The following is a 17,681-nucleotide window of genomic DNA, read 5'->3' as shown; positions in this document are numbered from 1 at the left end:
CTATCGCGCAATCCCGCCCGCAGCCAGCACCGCCAGGGTCACCAGTTCGCTCGCCGTGCTGGTCATCGGTGCGATCTGCACCGACTTCTCCATGCCGACCAGCATCGGCCCGATCACCGAATCGCCACCCAGCTCGCGCAGCAATTTCGCCGAGATATTGGCCGATTGCAGCCCCGGCATGATCAGCACGTTCGCCGGCCCCGAGAGCCGCGCGAACGGATAGTTGGCGAGCTGCTTCGGATTGAGCGCCACGTCGGGCGCCATCTCGCCTTCATATTCGAAGCCGACCTTGCGATCATCGAGCACCTGCACCGCGGCCCGCAGATTCTCCAGCCAGCGCCCCTCCGGATTGCCGAAGGTCGAATAGCTGAGGAACGCGACCCGCGGTTCATGGCCCATGCGCCGCGCGACCAAAGCGGTCTGCTCGGCGATGTCGGCCAGTTCCTCGGCCGTCGGCCGCTCGTTGACCGTCGTGTCGGCCATGAACACGGTATGGGTCTGCCCGACCATCAGATGGATGCCGAACGGCGTGCGGCCCGCCTCGGGGTCGATCACGCGGCGCACCTCGCGCATGGTGTGCGCATAGGTGCGGGTGATGCCGGTGATCATCGCATCGGCCTCGCCGAGCTGCAGCAGCACCGCACCGAAGATGTTGCGGTCCTGGTTGATCATCCGCTCGACGTCGCGGTGCAGATAGCCGCGCCGCTGAAGCCTTTTGTAGAGGAACTCGACCATCTTCGGCACCAGCGGCGAGTTGCGGCTGTTGTGCACCTCATAGCTTTCGGGATCGGTGACCCCGAGCGCGCGCAGGCGATCATAGACGTCGTCGCGTCCGACCAGCACCGGCGTGCCGTATCCGCCGTCCTTGAACGCGATCGCCGCGCGCAGCACGACCTCTTCCTCGCCCTCGGCGAACAGCACGCGCTTGGGATGCGCACGCGCACCCTCATAAGCGAGGCTGAGTACCGAGGTGGTCGGGTTCATCCGCGCGCGGAGCGACTGGCGATAAGCCTCCATGTCGAGGATCGGCTTGGTCGCAACACCCGAATCCATCGCCGCCTTGGCGACGGCGGCGGGCACGATCTCCATCAGCCGCGGATCGAACGGTGCCGGGATGATGTAATCGGGGCCGAAGGTGTGCCGCACGCCATAGGCGACCGCGACTTCCTCTGGCACCTGCTGACGTGCCAGCGCGGCAAGCGCCTCGGCCGCCGCGACCTTCATCTCGTCGTTGATCGTCGTCGCGCGCACATCCAGCGCACCGCGGAAGATGAACGGGAAACCGAGCACATTGTTGACCTGGTTCGGATAGTCCGAACGGCCGGTCGCGATGATCACGTCGGGCCGCGCGCGCTTGGCCTCGGGCGGCGAGATCTCGGGATCGGGATTGGCCATGGCGAAGACGATCGGCTTGGCCGCCATCTTCATCAGCAGTTCGGCGGGCAGCGCGCCGGCGGCGGAAAGCCCCATGAACACATCGGCGCCGTCGAGCGCCTCGGCCAGCGAGCGCTTCTCGGTCTTCACCGCATGCGCCGACTTCCACTGGTTCATGTCCTCGGTGCGGCCCTGGAAGATCACGCCGGTGCGGTCGCACATCAGCAGCTGATCGTGCGGCAGGCCCATCGCCTTGATCAGCTCGGCGCACGCGATCGCGGCGGCGCCGGCACCGTTCATCACGACGGTCGTGTCCTTGATGTCGCGCCCGGTCAGGTACAGCGCGTTGATCAGGCCGGCGGCGGCGATGATCGCGGTGCCGTGCTGGTCGTCATGGAACACCGGGATGTTCATCCGCGCGCGCAGCGTCTGTTCGATGATGAAACATTCCGGGGACTTGATGTCCTCCAGGTTGATGCCGCCGAAGCTCGGCTCCATCAGCTCGATCGCATCGATCAGCCGGTCGACATCCTCGGTCTTCAGCTCGATGTCGATCGCATCGACATCGGCGAAGCGCTTGAACAGCACGGCCTTGCCTTCCATCACCGGCTTTGACGCCAGCGCGCCGAGATTGCCCATGCCGAGAATGGCCGTGCCGTTGGAGATCACCGCGACCAGATTGCCCTTGGCGGTATAATCATAGGCAGTGGCGGGATCCTCGTAGATCGCCCGCACCGGCACCGCGACGCCGGGGGAATAGGCGAGCGCCAGGTCGCGCTGAGTCGCCATCGGTTTCGACGCGATGATCTCGATCTTGCCCGGCCGGCCTTCCGAATGGAACAGGAGCGCCTCGCGCTCGGAAAACTGAACGTTCGATTCGTCGGCCATGCATCTCTCGCTTTCGTTCGTCGCCATCGCACGGGCGCGAATCCTATAGGATCATCGCCTTTAGAGGCAATGTGACCCTACGTCATCCCGGAGTTGCTCCGGGCCCAACCCCGCCGCTCGTTGCTGGGGCTCTTGCGACAAGGATCGGGCCGGGACAAGCCTGTCGGCGGCAAAAACCCCTTCTTCCGCGCAAAAGCGTGGGGGCAGCGGCACTGGAGCCGATCTGGCGCTACACGCTGCGGCCATAACCCGTCCTTAACCGCGCGGGGGCTAAACCGGCGCGGCGGGGGCCAGGCCTTGGACACCCGCGCCCGTTACAAGGTCCACGCCGTGAAAGACGCTGCCCTTCTGAAGCAACTGCCCATCGTCGGCAACGCCGCCGACGCGCTTGATCTCGCCGAGCGCCTGCGCCTGTTCGGCTTCACCGCGGAAGACCTCGCCATCGCGCGCCGGATGTGGACCATCGCCGAGCCCGAGGCGGCCAGCGTCGCCGAGACCCAGCAGGCGCAAGTGAGCCGCTTCTTCGGCGACCGCGAGCGCGCGCCGGCACAGGCCCCCGCCTGGACGGTGCAGGCCGGAATCGCCTATCTGCGCGACCGCTACGACCGGCCGGACCAGCTCGACTGGGTGCGGTCGGCCGAGACCATGGTCGCCAAGGCCTTTGCCGCAAACGTCTCGCTCACCACGCTCATCTCGATGACCTGCGCCGGCGCGACCCAGATGCTCGAGATCCTCGGGCGGCTTTATGATTGCTCGAAGGAGGAGCGCCAGCGGATCAACGACGTGTTCTTCCGGCTGCGCTCGCTCGAATGCGATATCTACGCCTCGCTCTTCACTGCCTATATCGAGTTCGATGCGAAGCAGGAGCGCGACCGCCTCGCCGGCGATTTCCGCGACGGCATCGCGCTCATGGTCGAAGCCGCCACCCAGGAAGGCGTCGAGTTGCGCCGCCAGGCCGCGGCAGGCTCGACCTCGGCGCGCGGCATGCTCGGCAAGACCTCCGAAGTCGCCGCCGCCGCCGAACAATCCGCCCTCGCGATGCGCGAAGCCGCCCGCACCTCGGCCGGCCTGATCCGCGCGATCGAGGATGCCCGCACCGAGGTCGAGGCAGCCGCCGAAATCTCCACCCGCGCTTTGTCCGAAGCCGGCGCCGCCGTCGGCATGTCGGAAACCTTGAGCGGCCATGCCCAGTCGATCGAATCGATCCTCAGCCTGATCCGCGACATCGCGGGCCAGACCAATTTGCTCGCGCTCAACGCCACGATCGAAGCCGCCCGCGCCGGCGATGCCGGCCGCGGCTTCGCGGTCGTCGCACAGGAGGTCAAGTCGCTCGCCAACCAGACGGCGCGCGCGACCGACGACATCGCCAGCAAGATCGCCGCGATCCAGTCGGCCACCCGCTCAACGGTCGAGACCAATGCCGCGATCAAGTCGATCGTGACCGAGGTCCAGGAAAGCGCCAACCGAATCCGAGTCGCGATGGAGGCGCAGGCCCAGACGGTGACCGCGATCACCGCCGCGGTCGACGAGACGGCGCTCGCCGCCGATTCCATGTCCAACACCATCGCCGCGATCCGCGAGGATACCGAGGCGGTGGCCGAGGATATCGACGGCGTCGGCCGCGGCTTCGACCGGCTCGACGCACGCCTCGGCACGCTCAAGGGCAGCGCGGGCGAGTTCGCGGCGCGGGTGGCGGCCTGAGGTTAGATCGACGACATCTGCTTCGGCCAAGCAGGGATCATCGTTGACGCGGGGACTCTACCAGCTACCCGCGTCGATCACCGCCTGGGCAAAGTCGCGCGGCGCTTCCTGCGGCAGATTGTGCCCCACGCCGCCGCCGATCGTGCGGTGCGCATATTTCCCCGAGAATTTCGCCCGGTAATTGGCCGGCTCCGGATGCGGCGCCCCATTGGCGTCGCCCTCCATGGTGATGGTAGGCACCGCGATCACCGGCCCTGCGGCAAGCGTCTTTTCCAGCGCGTCATAGGCTGGCTCGCCCTCGGCCAGGCCAAGCCGCCAGCGATAATTGTGGATCACGATCGCGACATGGTCGGCATTGTCGAGCGAGGCCATGCTGCGATCGAATGTCGCATCGTCGAACCGCCATTTGGGCGACGCGGTTTCCCAGATCAGCCGGGAAAAATCGCGGCGATATTTGCCATAGCCCTCCCGGCCCCGCTCGGTCGCGAAATAATATTGGTACCACCATTGATATTCCGCCCTGGGCGGAAGCGGCATGCGGTTCGCCTCCTGGCTGCCGATCAGATAGCCGCTGACCGATACCAGCGCCTTGCACCGCTCCGGCCACAGCGCCGCGACGATGCACGCGGTGCGCGCGCCCCAGTCGAAGCCGGCGACGATCGCCTTGCCGATCTTCAGCGCATCCATCAGCGCGATCACGTCCTGCCCCAGCGCCGCCTGCTGGCCATTGCGCGGCGCATCGGCCGAGCGGAACAGGGTCGTGCCGTGCCCGCGCAGATGCGGCACGATCACGCGATATCCCTTCGCCACCAGCAGCGGCACGACCTCGACAAAGGCGTGGATGTCATAGGGCCAGCCATGCAGCAGCACGACCGGCGGGCCGTCGGCCGGGCCTGCATCGACATAACCGATGGTGAGCGGACCGGCATCGACCTGCTTCAGCGGCCCGAAGGCGGCGGGCGGGCTCGCCTGGGCCGCCCCGATCGTCAAGAACGGCGCGGCGGCGAGGGTCACGGCACCCGCCCCGATGAGGCGGCGGCGGTTCTGGTCGATGGTTTCTGACATGGTTTTCTCGTCATTGCTGGTTGCACCGGGCCGCTCGCCACGCCCGTCACAGGGCCTCGCGAAAGCAGCGGCATTGTCCCAAGGACGCGGGCGGGAGGAAAGCCATACGAAGGTCTCGGACGGTCGGCGCCGATGCCACCGTGAACAAAATGCCGATCTGACGCGTGACCGCTTGTAACGCACTCCATTCTGTCCATAATTCCCCCGGGGAGTCCGCCGGGGGGTAGGAAGCATGAAACGTCTCGTGGCCCAGGGTGCCGCAACCGCGCTGCTCATCTGGGCAGCGCCCGCTTTGGCGCAGGAGGCGGAAGCGCCTCCGGCTCAGCAAGCGCCCGCCGCCGACTCGGATACCGCCCAGACCGTCGCCCTCCCGTCAGCCGACGAGAAGATCGACGTCGCCTCGATCCCGATGCCCGCGCTTGCCTTCACGCCCGATCCAAAGGTCGAAAAGGACTTCGACAAATATTATTATTTCCACCGCGCCGGCACGGATTTCAAAACCGCGCTCGCCGATCTGCGCGACTGCGACAATCTCTCGCGCGGCCTGGCCAGCCCGTTCGGCAATATGGAGACGCCCTATCCCTATGCCGGCACCCTCGCCGGCGCGGCGGGCGGCGCGATCGCCAACCTCATGGTCGCGGCGATCTTCGGCTCGGCCCAGGTCCGCGCGACGCGCCGGGTCAACATGCGCCGCTGCATGAATTTCAAGGGCTATGAGCGCTACGGCCTGCCCAAGGACATGTGGCAGGAGTTCAATTTCGAGGAAGGCTTCTCCTCGCTGGAGGAAGGCAAGCGCCAGGCCTATCTGAAACAACAGGCCAGGGTCGCCTCGGGCGAAACGCCGAAGACGGAGGCACTGGGCAAATGAGCCGCTATCTCCTCGCCGCGGCCCTTGCCGCCGCCGCCGCCCCCACCCTCGCCGCAGACGGCCCGCCGGTGCGCGAATACAAGGCGATCGCCGACAAGCCCGTCGCCGAGATCGATCCCGCGAAAAGCTACATCATCGTCCAGACCGAGACCGCCACGCCGCTCACCTTCATCCGCCGCCCGGAGAAGGAGGATATCGACGATTATCTGCGGCGGCGGAAGGAAGCGCTGGCCAAGGCCCATGGCAAATGGGTCAAGAAACAGGCCAATTGGGTCAGCGAGGCCGCTGCCTGGGACAAGGCCGGTTCGGGCAGGAGCGGCCCGCGCCCGGTCAAGCCGGTCGAGCCGACCGACGCGAACCTCGCCTTCCCCGCGATCGAGCAGGAGAACATGGTCTCGATCGGCCCGTTCAACCGCTTCGCCAAGGAGAAGGGCCGCTCCGTCTTCCTCCAGATGGTGCCGCCCGGCCATTACGCCTTTTACGGCCCGGTCATCATCGCCGCCGGCGTCGGCGGCACGTGCCTGTGCATGGGCAGCATCCAGTTCGAGGTGAAGCCCGGCCAGATCGTCAATACCGGCACGATGGTCGGCACCTGGATGGCCGAACGCGCCAAAGCCAAGGCGGAGGGGCGCCCCGTCCCGCCGATCACCACCGAATTCCCCGGCAAGCTGACCACGACCAGCTGGCAGCCGCCCGCCCCCGACGACAAGGTCGATCCGCGCCTGGCCGCCTTCACCATCGTCCCGGCCGATCTCCGCGCGAGCGGCCGGGTGCCCAATTATTTCGGCTTGCAGATCGATCGCCTGACGCCGGTCCCCGGCGTGCTGGATTACGACCGGGACAAGGTCATAGACGTGAAGGCGCAGCAGCCGGCTGGCTGATCGCCGTCACGGTCAGCGCCTGAACGCAGCCGCCCTGCACGGTCACCCGCACCCCGCGGAGACTGACCGTCACGGGCGGCCCGGCGGTCAGTCCCACCTTGAGTTTCTGCGCCTGTACCGGGCTCAAACTCACCTTGGTCGCGAGCCCGGTCAGCAGCAACGGAATCGCCCGCTCGACATCGGCCGGATCGCCGCAGCTCTTGCCCACGCCCGAGGTCAGGCCGACCTCCCGGATCCAGCCATCGGGCAACCGGTAGAGCTTCGCCTCGCCCCCGTCCCCGCTGGTCGCGATGATCGTCCCGCCCGTGGCCGGATCAGGCACGATCTCGTTCTTGCTCGGCTTGGCCCAGGGCGCCCCCAGCCCGGCGATGGTCGCGCGCACGCCCGGCACCGTCTGGTCGAAGCTCGGTTTGGGCGCAGGCCCCGCCGGCGCCTGCGGCTCCTCCGCCGACCCGCAGGCCGCCAGCACGAGCAGGGCGGCCAGCCCGCCGATCGGCCGCATGCTATGGCTCAATGATTCCTCCCCGTTCGCATCTGCCCCGCGGATAGCACGCGCGCTCAGGCAAAGACGAGCTGCGATCGACGTTAGATCCGCAGCTTGGTCGGCGACCATCCGGGAACCGGCTCGCCGCGCTGTGCCCATGAACTGAACTTGCCCGGATTGCGCTCCCGAAAGCTAGCTCGTTATCCCTTCCTGGCCTTCCATTTCGATCGGTCGGATCATATCGACCTATGGCGTGTCCTTCACGCGCCACGTGATATTCCGCTGTCGCTGCAAGACACGGAAACCTGAGGGATCTTCGCCGCGCCCCGGCCGCGGCGGGACGTTCGACCCCGCTCGCGTGTCGTTGGTGGGAACCCCATTGGCGCCCCACCCCCGCCGCCCTAGCGTCATAAAACAACATAACGCGCAGCGGGGGAGCGCCAGATGGTCCGGAAAACAGCAGCAATACTCGGGCTGGCCGCGTGCTGCGCCGCCTTCCCCGCTGCCGCACAGGACCGCAGCAGCGACAATGCCGTCACCCAGGCCGAGGACGGGTTCGGCTACAGCGTCGGGCGTGAATCGATCGGCATCTACACCGCCAGCAGCGCGCGCGGCTTCTCGCCCACCTCAGCCGGCAACGTCCGCATCGACGGCCTGTATTTCGACCCGCAATATGCGCTGACCAGCATCGTCTCCGAATCTTCGAGCATCAAGGTCGGCCTGTCCGCGCAAGGCTATCCCTTCGCCGCCCCCAGCGGCATCGTCGATTATGCGCTGCGCCGCCCGTCGAACAAGGCCTCGGCCTCGATCGTGCTCAACGGCGATTCCTATGGCAGCGGCGGCATCGAGATCGACGGCTCGCTCCCCGTCACCGCCAACCTCTCGCTCGGCTATGGCCTGACGGTCAACCATGTCGAATTCCCCGACGGCACCGACAATTGGAACCACGCGCAAGGCCTGCTCGCCCGCTGGACCCCGGCGCCGGGCATCGAGATCCTGCCCTTCTGGACGCTATCGAACGATTATAACGACGAAGCCGGCCCCTTCTACATCCCGGCCGGCGCCTGGCTCCCGCCCCAGCCGCCGGCGCGGCACTTCGACGGCCCCGGCTGGGCCGACTTCCGCTACAGCGCGACCAACCACGGCGTGCTCGCCTCGGTCGCCCCGGCCAGGGACTGGGTGATCCGTATGGGCGCCTTCCGCTCGGTGTTCGATCAGGCGACCAGCTATACCAACCTGCTCGTCGACCTGCAGCCGGACGGCACCGCCAGCCGCCTGGTCATCGCCGATCCCCGCGCGAAGAACGTCTCGCTCAGCGGCGAGGCGCGCATCACCCACAGCATCGCCGATGGCCCGCGCCTCCATGTCTTCCACGCCAGCATGCGCCAGCGCGACGCGCGGCGGATGTTCGGCGGATCGGACGAGATCGATCTCGGCCCGACCCGCATCGGCACGCCGGTCACCGCGCCCCGCCCCGCCTTCGTGTTCGGCCCGCAATCGCACGACCGGGTGCGGCAGGCGACCTACGGCATGGCCTATGACGGCCGCTGGAAGGATGTCGGCGAGCTGAGCTTCGGCGTGTCCCGCGCCGACTACCGCAAGACTACCAGCCTGCCCGGCCTCGCCCCCGTGACGGCGCGCTCGCATCCCTGGCTCTACAACGGCACCCTGGCGGTCACCGCGATCAAGCGCCTGACCTTCTATGCCGGCTACGCCCGCGGGCTGGAGGAAAGCGGCCTCGCCCCGCCCAACGCCGCCAACCGCAACCAGCCGCTGCCGACCATATTGACCGAGCAGAAGGATGCCGGCGTGCGCTGGCTCGTCACCGGCAACATCAAGGCGGTGGCGGGCGTGTTCGACCTGCGCCGCCCCTATTTCAGCTTCGATACGGCGAACACCTATACCCAGACCGGCACGACGCGCAGCCAGGGCGCGGAATTCTCGGTCTCGGGCAACCTCACCCAGCGGCTCGGCATGGTCGCCGGCGGCTTCGTCCTGCGCCCGCGCATCACGCGCGACGCCAACGCGGTCGGCACCATCGGCAAGCGCCCGGTCGGGCTGCCCGACCATCTGTTCAACCTCAACCTCAACTGGCGCACGCCACTGCTGGAGGGCCTGTCGCTCGACGCAGCCCTGTTCCACCGCGGCACCGTCGCCGCGCGGATCGACAATCTGGTGATCATCCCCTCCCGCGCCCAGCTCAACCTGGGCGGCCGCTACCAGTTCAAACTGGCGGGCAAATCGGCGACCTTCCGGCTGCAGGCGGGCAATATCTTCGACCAGCAGGGCTTCGGGACGGCGGGGCCGGGGATCTATGCGGCGAATAGCGGGCGGTATCTGACGGGGTATCTGGCGGTGGATGTTTGAGGGGTGATGGCAATACCCGATAGACCAAGACGACCTTCCCACCGCACACATCTTCTTAATTTCAGCTATAACCAGCTTGCGAACGAATAAGCGCTGCTCCAAGCATCCTAATCTGGCGTTTTATTGCGGGCGAGCTGAGGACACCAATGTACATCGAATGGAAAGAGGTTCCGAATTGGCTGTCGGCTGTCGGAACGGTGGGAGCAGTAATCTGGGGAGTCTATCAGGTCGTTGCTGATCGCCGAGTGAGAAGGCGCGAACAGGTTGATGCAATACACGAAATCGCAGCAGCGTCTGAACGCATAGCCATGCTATGGGATAAACTGGGAGACTTGACGAGGTCCGCAAGACAAGTTGGAGCGCACACAGTCCTCAAAAATCACCGTGACCACCTGATCGAATCGGAGGAGACACTCCGCTTATTGGTCCGGCGAGGTGATCTTACTGATGGGACAGTACGCTGCGCCGTTGGCGCTCGCCAGCTTGCTGCAAGGATTATTGAGAGCCTCCCCCAAAATCCAAGCGTAACCATCAATCTGTCAAACATATGGGATGACGGCCTTCGCGATCTCAAGGATCGGGCGCAACTTACCTTGAAGAAATCTCGAGGACTACGGCGATCACACCATATCCGACCTCCAAGATCGCCGTATCAGTACGCAATTTTGGTCGCACCGTCTCTTGATACAACGGACAAATCCTAATTTCAGAATTCCGGTGACGGTGATTTAATTACTGATATTACAGTGCCAGTTTACTTAACCCCCAAACCCACCCCACCACTTCTGCGCTCTCAATCTCCTCCCACCAAACCCACCCGCATCTCCACCGGCAGGCGCCCGGTCAACCACGCGAACGCCCCTCCGCCTCCATCCCGCGCCCCGTACCGGATCGCGCAGCGCGACCGCCGATTCGCCCGCCGTGCCGCACCCGCTCACATTCCCTGTTGCATTGCACAAATATTGCGGCTGTATTTCATCTTGATGGAGCCACCGAATCGCGACGGACAACGTCGCGCCCCGGCGGCTCCCGAGGCGTACCTATGCAATGCCGTCCCGAACGGCGTGATGTTTAGGAGGCGATACCCGAAGGCCGCTGCCGGATGACCGGCAGCGCGTTTCTGCCGACAGCTCGGCAGTCTATCCGTCGGGGGGCGCATGGTCACACGCAGAATGGTTCTACAACAGCTCGGTCTGGCCGGCGGCCTGGGGGCGACGCTCGGCGCGATGCAGGCGCTCGGGCTGGTCGGCGAGGCCCGCGCCCAGGACATGTCGGGGCTGACGCCCGCGATCGGCAAGGGCAGCCATGTCGTCATCCTCGGCGCCGGGATCGCCGGGCTCACCGCCGCCTATGAACTCGAACAGGCCGGTTTCCTCGTCACCCTGCTCGAAGCGCGCAACCGTGTCGGCGGCCGCGCCTGGACGGTCCGCGACGGCGACAGGATCGAGATGAACGGCGAGGAGACCCAGACCGCGCGCTTTTCCGACGGCATCTATTTCAACGCCGGCCCCGCGCGCATCCCCAGCTTCCACCAGGGGCTGATCGGCTATGCGAAGAAATTCGGCGTGCCCCTCGAGGTCGAGGTGAATTCGAGCCGCTCGGCCTATGTCATGGGCGCCGACGGCAAGCGGCTGCGCATGCGCACCGCGATCAACGACATGCGCGGCCATATCGCGGAACTGCTCGCCAAGGCGATCAGCCAGGGCTCGCTCGACCGCACGATCAGCCTCGCCGACAAGGAAAGGCTGCTGCCCTTCCTCCGGGCTTATGGCGATCTCGGCACCGACTTCGCCTTCACGGGGACCGAACGGTCCGGTTTCGCCACCGCGCCCGGTGCCGGCGTCACCTTCGCCTCGCCGGGCAGCGCCGTGCCGATCGAGCAGCTGCTCGCCAACCAGCAGTTGCCGATGACCCTGTTCGAAGACAATCTCTATATGCAGGCGACCATGTTCGAACCCGTCGGCGGCATGGACCGGATCCATGCCGGCTTCGACCGTCATTTGCGCCGCCCTGCGATCCGCGGCGCCGAGGTCTCGCGCATCCGCCAGACCGGCCGCGGCGTCGAGGTGGCATATCGCGACACGTCGAGCGGCGTCGTCGAAACCATCGCCGCCGATTATATGATCTGCACCATCCCGTTCCCGGTGCTCGCGAAGATCGATACCGATTTCTCCGCCGGCCTGAAAAGGACGATCGCCTCGGTCGTCTATGATCACTCGAACAAGGTCGCCTTCGAATCCCCGCGCTTCTGGGAACGCGAGCAGATCTATGGTGGCATCTCCTTCGTGGGCGGCCCGACGACTCTGGTCTGGTATCCTTCCGCCGGGCTTCATTCGGAACGCGGCATGATCCTGGGCTGCTATTGCTCCGGACCGATCGCCGCCGAGTTCGAGAAGCGGCCGATCGCCGATCAGATCGCCTTTTCGCGCGGGGTGATCGACACCCTGCACCCGGGTCATGGCGCCGATCTGACCAACGGCCTCGCGGTCAACTGGCACAAGGTGCCGTACAGCCTTGGCCCCTGGCCGAACTGGAACCCCGGGGCCGCGGGCCGGCAGGAAGGGCGTATCGATACCGAAGCCTTCCGCACGCTCCAGCAGCCGGAGGGCCGCATCTATTTCGCCGGCGCTGCGCTCAGCCAGACGCCGGGCTGGCAGGAAGGCGGCATCCAGTCGGCCCAGGTCCAGGTGCTGGCGCTGGCCCGGCGCGTGTCCGAACGGGCGCTGGTCGAACCGGCGCGCCGGACAAGGGCTGCGTGATGCCCGCCCGGCGGCACGGCGCCCCCGGGCAGTAATTGTTGCAAAAAAGTAACAAACCTCGACCTACGCATAATAAAAATGAGTTACATGCTCCGAATCGGTTGCGAATCTTTACGAATCGGACATTGTTGGAAACACAAATTTGTCATGTAGTACCGTAAACGCGCAGAGGCTTTAGTCTCTGATTGACCTCACTTGCTTAAAATTCGGCGAAAGACCGTCTCTTTGTCTTGGAGAGGTTCCTGAAGGACTCAACTCATGGGGGTCCCGATGAAAAATATACGCGGAATTTCAGCTATTGCACTGGCAACCGCTCTGGCCATGACATGGCAAACGGCGGCCATGGCCCAGGAAAAATTCGTCGCCGATCCCACGGCCGAGCCGCTGCAGGAGGGGGGCGACATCATCGTCACCGGCACCCGGGCGACCGGCACCACCGCCGCCGAAAGCGCCGCCCCGATCAAGGTATTGAGCGAAGCGACGATCAGCCATGTCGGCCAGCCCAATCTCAACCAGGTGCTGACCCAGCTCGTCCCGTCCTTCACCGCCCAGGCCTTTGGCGGCGACACCGCCAACCTGACCCTGTCAGCCCGGCTGCGCGGGCTCAGCCCCAACCACGCCTTGGTGCTGGTCAACGGCAAGCGGCGACACGGCACCTCGAACCTCGCCGTCCTCGGCGGACCCTATCAGGGCGCCGCGACCGCCGATCTCGACCTGATCACACCCCTGTCGATCAGCCGCATCGAGGTGCTGGAGGACGGGGCCGCCGCGCAATATGGTTCTGATGCGATCGCCGGCGTCATCAACATCATCCTCAAGGACGACGACGCCGGCGGCGAGGCCTCGGGAACCGCCGGCGAATATTACAATACCGGCGGGCGCACCTATGCCGGCTCGCTCCATCTGGCGACGCGGCTGGGCGACAACGGCTTCCTCAACGTGACCGCGTTCCACCGCTATCATGATTTCACCCAGATCGGCGGGCTCGACACGCGCGTCACCGATCCCAACGGCGTCCTGCGGACGTCGCTCACCCCGGCCCAGCGCGCGCTTTACGCCACCATCCCCGGCTTCCCCTACGTCAACAAGATCAATGGGGATGCCGAATCCAGCCTGACCAACCTGCAATATAATGCGGGTTACGATTTCGGCTCGGTCCATGTTTACAGCTTCGGCACCTACAGCAAGCGCAACTCCAGCGCCTACGAGAATCTGCGCGTGCCCGATCGCATCATCGCCTCGTCGGTGCTTGGTGTCGGCGGCACGCTGGGCGCGCCCGGCGCGATCGTCTTCGATCCCGACGGCTTCAACCCGCGCGAGAAGATCCGCGAGGACGATTTCGCCTTCACCGGCGGCGTGAAGGGCGATCTGGGCGCCTTCACCTATGATCTCAGCACGACGTACGGCGAGAACAAGAACCAGATCTACACCGTCGATTCCGCCAATCGCTCGCTGTTCATCGACACCCATTTCACACCGACTGACTTCTATGACGGCTTCTTCAAAGCGACCGAATTCACCGCCAATGCCGATTTCGGCTATCAGCTCGACGCCGGCCTGGCGGAGCCGCTCAACATCGCGTTCGGCGCCGAATATCGCCGGAACACCTATGAGATCGGCGCGGGCGATCCGGGCTCGATCTACAAGGAGGGCGGCCAGTCCTATCCCGGCTTCCGCCCGTCGGACGCCGGCCAGCACAGCCGCGAGAACGAGGCGCTCTATCTCGATGTCGCCGCAACGCCGATCGAGGGGCTGAAGCTCGACGGCGCGGTCCGTTACGAACATTATTCGGATTTCGGCGATACCGTCATCTTCAAGGGCACCGGCCGCTACGATATCACGCCCGCCTTCGCGCTGCGCGGCACGGTGTCGACCGGCTTCCGCGCCCCGACGCTCGCCGAATCCTATTATTCGGCGACCAACGTCTCGCCGACCTCGGCCTTCGTTCAGCTCCCGGCCAATTCGGCGGCGGCCAAGCTGCTCGGCTTCCAGGATCTGAATCCCGAGAAATCGACCAATTTCAGCATCGGCACGGTCATCCGCCCGGCCCCGAAACTGACCTTCACGATCGACGCCTATCAGGTGAAGATCCGCGACCGAATCCTCGGCACCGGCTCGATCTTCGGCAGCGGCGGCGCGACCAACTTCGCGGTGGTCACCCAGGCGATCGTCGCCAACGGCAACGTGCTCGATCCGACGGTGACTCAGACCGGCATCAACATCTTCACCAACGGCGCCGACACGCGCACCCGCGGCGTGGATCTGGTGGCGACCTACCACACCGATTTCGACGCTTACGGCAGCGTCGACTGGACGCTGTCGGCCAATTACAACAAGACCGAGCTGACCAAGCTCCATCTCGCGCCGGCGATCCTCACCCCGGCCGGGGCCAGCGCGCCGATCCCGCTGTTCGACCTGGGCGCCGTCAGCAACATCGAAACCGCCTCACCCCGGGTCAAGTTCATCGCCTCGGCCTTCTACACGCTCGACAAATTCTCGGCGACGCTGCGCGGCACGCTGTTCGGCAAGAGTTCGACTAGGGTCAGCCCCAATGGCGGCACCTATTATACCCAGACGATCGGCACCGCCGCGATCGCCGATCTCGAGCTCAACTACAAACTGTTCGAGGGGATCGAGGTCTCGGTCGGCGCCAACAACCTGTTCAACAAGAAACCGCCGACGATCCAGCTGCTTCCGTCGGGCGTGGCGGGCGTCAACCCGACCATCGCCAATGGCGGCAATGTCTTCGACGCGCCACTGACCTTCAGCCCCTATGGCATCAACGGGGGCTATTATTACGCCAGGATCAACTTCAAGTTCTGAACCGACTCGGGGCGCGGCCACGACGCCGCGCCCCTTTCAACGACACGTCCTCCAGGGAGAATGCCCATGAATGCCAGGCCAATGATCGCCGCCGCCCTCGCCCTGTTCTTCGCCGCCGGCGCCGCGCAGGCCGCGCCGAAAAAGCCCCTGGTCGTCCGCCACGCCAACACGCCGCCGGGCCTCATCCTGCAGGGCGTCACCGTGAACTCCGGCGCGACGACGCTTTACCTCAGCGGCCAGCTCGCCTCGCCGATCGATCCGGAGAAAAAGGTCCCGCCCGCGCAACTGACCATCGCCGATTTCGGCGATACGAAGACTCAGACGATCAGCGTGCTCACCAAGATCAAGGCCGCGCTCGCCGCGCAGGGCTTCGCGATGAGCGACGTGATCAAGCTCACCGTGTTCGTCGCCGGCGACCCGGCGCTCGGCGGCAAGATGGACTTTGCCGGCATGAACGAAGGCTTCAAGCAGTTCTTCGGCACGGCGGAAAACCCGAACACCGTCGCGCGCTCGACCGTGCAGGTGGCGGCGCTGGTCGGCCCGGCGTTCCTGGTGGAGATCGAGGCGACCGCCGCGAAATAGCGCCCCGTTGCGGCGGAGACCGGCGGGCCCGCTCCTCCCGCCGCTCAGCGCCTCACCGGCAGACGCGCACCCGGTAGCCGTACCGCCACTCGGTCCAGCACCGCGGCCCGTACCAGCCATAGCCGCCGCGCCAGCGATAATGCCGGTACGGCCGGTAGCGCGGCCCGTGCCAGTAACCGCGATACCCACGATAGCCGCGATAATCCCGGTCATGCCAGCCGCGGCCATCATCGCCGCGATAACCGCGATCCTGCCAGCCGCCGCCGCGATGGCCATCCCATCGCTGGGCATCGGCGCTCGTACCGATGGTGAGGGATGCAACCGCCAGGCCGGTTGCGGCAAAGATGTGCGAGATCTTCATCGTCTGGTCCTTCCTGCCCGTCAAATCGGGCGAAAGCAGACTATGCCCGCGATCGGGTCGGGATGCTGAACGCAGCGGTAATCTGGGGTACAGGTACGGCAGGCCGTCGCAGGAGAAACAGGACCGGTTCGGCGCTTCTCCGTCGCGCGCCGATTGCAGGCCCGCCGGCGCGAGCGCATGATCGGCCGGCCGGATATGGGGGAGACCCGCCGATGACCATGCGCGCAACCACGCTTCTGCTGTCGGCCCTGCTGCTGACCCAGACGTCGTGCCAGCAGGCCCCCGAGGGCGCCACCATGAACACGGTCGCCGTCGGCGACAACATAGAGGTCGCCGCGGGACGCCTGCGTCCGTGCCGGGTGACGGGCACACGGCTCACCGAGGAGGATTGCGCCGACGCCCAATATTGGCTCGATCAGTCGCGCCGCGGCAACGCCTCGTTCAAGGCGCCCGCCAAGATGCGCCAGGGCGAGACGACCTTCGTCACCCTCGCGCTCGGCGCCGCCCCGGTTCCGACCCCGACACCGACGCCCGTCGCGAGCCCCGGCCCGGCAACGGGAAACGTGACCGCGCCCGATGACGGCACGCCCATGGGCAACGAGACCGCGACGCTGCGCCCCGTGCCCGGCGACCGCACCCCGCACGACCTGGCGGAGGATGGCGGCGGCACCGGCCGGACGGTCGATTACCATCCGTTCGTCGGCCAGAAGATGAAGGCGACGCTCGAAGGCGCTGGCTTCGAGGTGAAGCCACTGTCGCCCGAGATCCAGACGGTGGCGGAGGGATCGAACGCGATCTGGCGCTGGTCGGTCACGGCGCGATCCCGCGGCGACCTGTCGCTCATCCTGCGCACCACCGTCGTGATGATCGACAGCCAGGGCAATGCGCAGGAACTGCGCCCCACGGTCGAGCCGCAACCGATCCACGTCACCATCGGCGCATCGACGATCTGGGGGTGGCTCACGGACCTGCCCAACTGGCTGAAGGCGCTCACCACCATCCTGGTGGCCGCCGCCGCGCTGGTGGCGGCGTGGAAGGGGCTGAAAGCGTCGGTGCTGGGCTCGAAGGCCGAGCCGCCGGCGCCTGCCGCGAAGGACGAGCCCCCGAAGACACCGGACCCGTAGCGGCCGGTCAGCCGGCGCGGCTGCTCCTGCGAAGGAACATCGACGTGACCGTCGACGCGGCGAGACAGACGGGAAAGGAAATGCTTGCCACCGCCATCGCCGCCGCGAAGAGCATGCCGTCGCCGGGGCCGGCGCCCGGTCGCAGCAGCAGCACCAACGGGGCGACGATGATGATCGCGGGGACGATGCAGCCCGCCAGCAAAGCCGTCAGCCAGGCCCGATGACGGCGCAGGAGCCTGGACAGGATCACGGTCAAGGCCACCGTCACCGCCACCTCGATCGCGCCGATCAACGGCGCATTGGCTGCCAGCACCTTGCTCCCCTCTTTCCCTGGACGACCATGCTACCCTAACATTGCCTGTCCACCCGGCGTAGAATTAGAGTCGAATGCGACCAAATCGAAA

Annotated in this window: 13 protein-coding genes; 8 read left to right on the top strand and 5 right to left on the bottom strand. The window is 66.0% G+C overall.

From position 1 onward, the window contains the following. Entirely contained in the window at positions 1-2,262 is a 2,262-nt protein-coding gene (locus tag AC1RT8_RS08350) for an NADP-dependent malic enzyme (protein WP_493075145.1), read from the bottom strand. A gap of 357 nt (positions 2,263-2,619) precedes the next feature. Here AC1RT8_RS08350 and AC1RT8_RS08345 point away from each other — a divergent pair, with 357 nt between their 5' ends. Next, the gene (locus AC1RT8_RS08345; protein ID WP_493075572.1) at positions 2,620-3,963 is read left to right on the top strand and encodes a methyl-accepting chemotaxis protein; all 1,344 of its coding nucleotides are present in this window, start codon (positions 2,620-2,622) and stop codon (positions 3,961-3,963) included. Positions 3,964-4,020: 57 nt separating this feature from the next. On the opposite strand, the gene AC1RT8_RS08340 is transcribed toward AC1RT8_RS08345, so the two are convergent. Beyond that, positions 4,021-5,028, bottom strand: a complete 1,008-nt coding sequence (locus AC1RT8_RS08340) for an alpha/beta fold hydrolase (RefSeq protein WP_493075144.1) — start codon at positions 5,026-5,028, stop codon at positions 4,021-4,023. A gap of 232 nt (positions 5,029-5,260) precedes the next feature. Between AC1RT8_RS08340 and AC1RT8_RS08335 the strand changes: the two genes are divergently transcribed. Next, positions 5,261-5,896 (top strand): hypothetical protein, encoded by a 636-nt coding sequence (locus AC1RT8_RS08335; protein ID WP_493075143.1) that lies wholly within the window; start codon positions 5,261-5,263, stop codon positions 5,894-5,896. Further along, entirely contained in the window at positions 5,893-6,777 is an 885-nt protein-coding gene (locus AC1RT8_RS08330) for a hypothetical protein (protein ID WP_493075142.1), read from the top strand. Before AC1RT8_RS08335 ends, AC1RT8_RS08330 begins: the two co-directional genes overlap by 4 nt. Here AC1RT8_RS08330 and AC1RT8_RS08325 read toward each other — a convergent pair. Then, a complete protein-coding gene (locus AC1RT8_RS08325; protein WP_493075141.1) occupies positions 6,743-7,291 on the bottom strand; it encodes a hypothetical protein in 549 nt (182 codons plus the stop codon). The genes AC1RT8_RS08330 and AC1RT8_RS08325 overlap by 35 nt on opposite strands. A 414-nt stretch (positions 7,292-7,705) precedes the next feature. Between AC1RT8_RS08325 and AC1RT8_RS08320 the strand changes: the two genes are divergently transcribed. The 4 genes from AC1RT8_RS08320 (at position 7,706) to AC1RT8_RS08305 (ending at position 15,792) form a co-directional block, all read left to right on the top strand. Further along, positions 7,706-9,628, top strand: a complete 1,923-nt coding sequence (locus AC1RT8_RS08320; RefSeq protein ID WP_493075140.1) for a TonB-dependent receptor domain-containing protein — start codon at positions 7,706-7,708, stop codon at positions 9,626-9,628. Positions 9,629-10,800: 1,172 nt separating this feature from the next. Then, positions 10,801-12,387, top strand: coding sequence for a flavin monoamine oxidase family protein (locus AC1RT8_RS08315; protein WP_493075139.1), 1,587 nt, complete (start codon positions 10,801-10,803; stop codon positions 12,385-12,387). Positions 12,388-12,729: 342 nt separating this feature from the next. Beyond that, positions 12,730-15,210, top strand: a complete 2,481-nt coding sequence (locus AC1RT8_RS08310) for a TonB-dependent receptor plug domain-containing protein (RefSeq protein WP_493075138.1) — start codon at positions 12,730-12,732, stop codon at positions 15,208-15,210. An 81-nt stretch (positions 15,211-15,291) separates the two neighbouring features. After that, complete coding sequence (locus tag AC1RT8_RS08305; RefSeq protein ID WP_493075137.1) at positions 15,292-15,792, top strand: RidA family protein; 501 nt, start codon at positions 15,292-15,294, stop codon at positions 15,790-15,792. A 52-nt stretch (positions 15,793-15,844) separates the two neighbouring features. On the opposite strand, the gene AC1RT8_RS08300 is transcribed toward AC1RT8_RS08305, so the two are convergent. After that, the gene (locus AC1RT8_RS08300; RefSeq protein WP_493075136.1) at positions 15,845-16,153 is read right to left on the bottom strand and encodes a hypothetical protein; all 309 of its coding nucleotides are present in this window, start codon (positions 16,151-16,153) and stop codon (positions 15,845-15,847) included. 212 nt (positions 16,154-16,365) lie between these two features. On the opposite strand from AC1RT8_RS08300, the gene AC1RT8_RS08295 reads away from it, so the two are divergent. Then, entirely contained in the window at positions 16,366-17,277 is a 912-nt protein-coding gene (locus tag AC1RT8_RS08295) for a hypothetical protein (protein ID WP_493075135.1), read from the top strand. A gap of 7 nt (positions 17,278-17,284) precedes the next feature. On the opposite strand, the gene AC1RT8_RS08290 is transcribed toward AC1RT8_RS08295, so the two are convergent. Continuing rightward, entirely contained in the window at positions 17,285-17,590 is a 306-nt protein-coding gene (locus AC1RT8_RS08290) for a hypothetical protein (protein WP_493075134.1), read from the bottom strand. Positions 17,591-17,681: the final 91 nt, after the last annotated feature.

Source organism: Sphingomonas sp. GW821-FHT10F11 (genome assembly GCF_058809095.1).
The sequence above is the reverse complement of the archived record's forward strand: the minus strand, read 5'-3'. Positions and strand labels throughout refer to the sequence as shown.

Coding starts and splice junctions, on each gene's coding strand:
- AC1RT8_RS08315 (WP_493075139.1), top strand. CDS start 10,801: ATGGTTCTACAACAGCTCGGTCTGGCCGGCGGCCTGGGGGCGACGCTC.
- AC1RT8_RS08340 (WP_493075144.1), bottom strand. CDS start 5,028: ATGTCAGAAACCATCGACCAGAACCGCCGCCGCCTCATCGGGGCGGGT.
- AC1RT8_RS08305 (WP_493075137.1), top strand. CDS start 15,292: ATGATCGCCGCCGCCCTCGCCCTGTTCTTCGCCGCCGGCGCCGCGCAG.
- AC1RT8_RS08295 (WP_493075135.1), top strand. CDS start 16,366: ATGACCATGCGCGCAACCACGCTTCTGCTGTCGGCCCTGCTGCTGACC.
- AC1RT8_RS08310 (WP_493075138.1), top strand. CDS start 12,730: ATGGCCCAGGAAAAATTCGTCGCCGATCCCACGGCCGAGCCGCTGCAG.
- AC1RT8_RS08330 (WP_493075142.1), top strand. CDS start 5,893: ATGAGCCGCTATCTCCTCGCCGCGGCCCTTGCCGCCGCCGCCGCCCCC.
- AC1RT8_RS08320 (WP_493075140.1), top strand. CDS start 7,706: ATGGTCCGGAAAACAGCAGCAATACTCGGGCTGGCCGCGTGCTGCGCC.
- AC1RT8_RS08335 (WP_493075143.1), top strand. CDS start 5,261: ATGAAACGTCTCGTGGCCCAGGGTGCCGCAACCGCGCTGCTCATCTGG.
- AC1RT8_RS08300 (WP_493075136.1), bottom strand. CDS start 16,153: ATGAAGATCTCGCACATCTTTGCCGCAACCGGCCTGGCGGTTGCATCC.
- AC1RT8_RS08350 (WP_493075145.1), bottom strand. CDS start 2,262: ATGGCCGACGAATCGAACGTTCAGTTTTCCGAGCGCGAGGCGCTCCTG.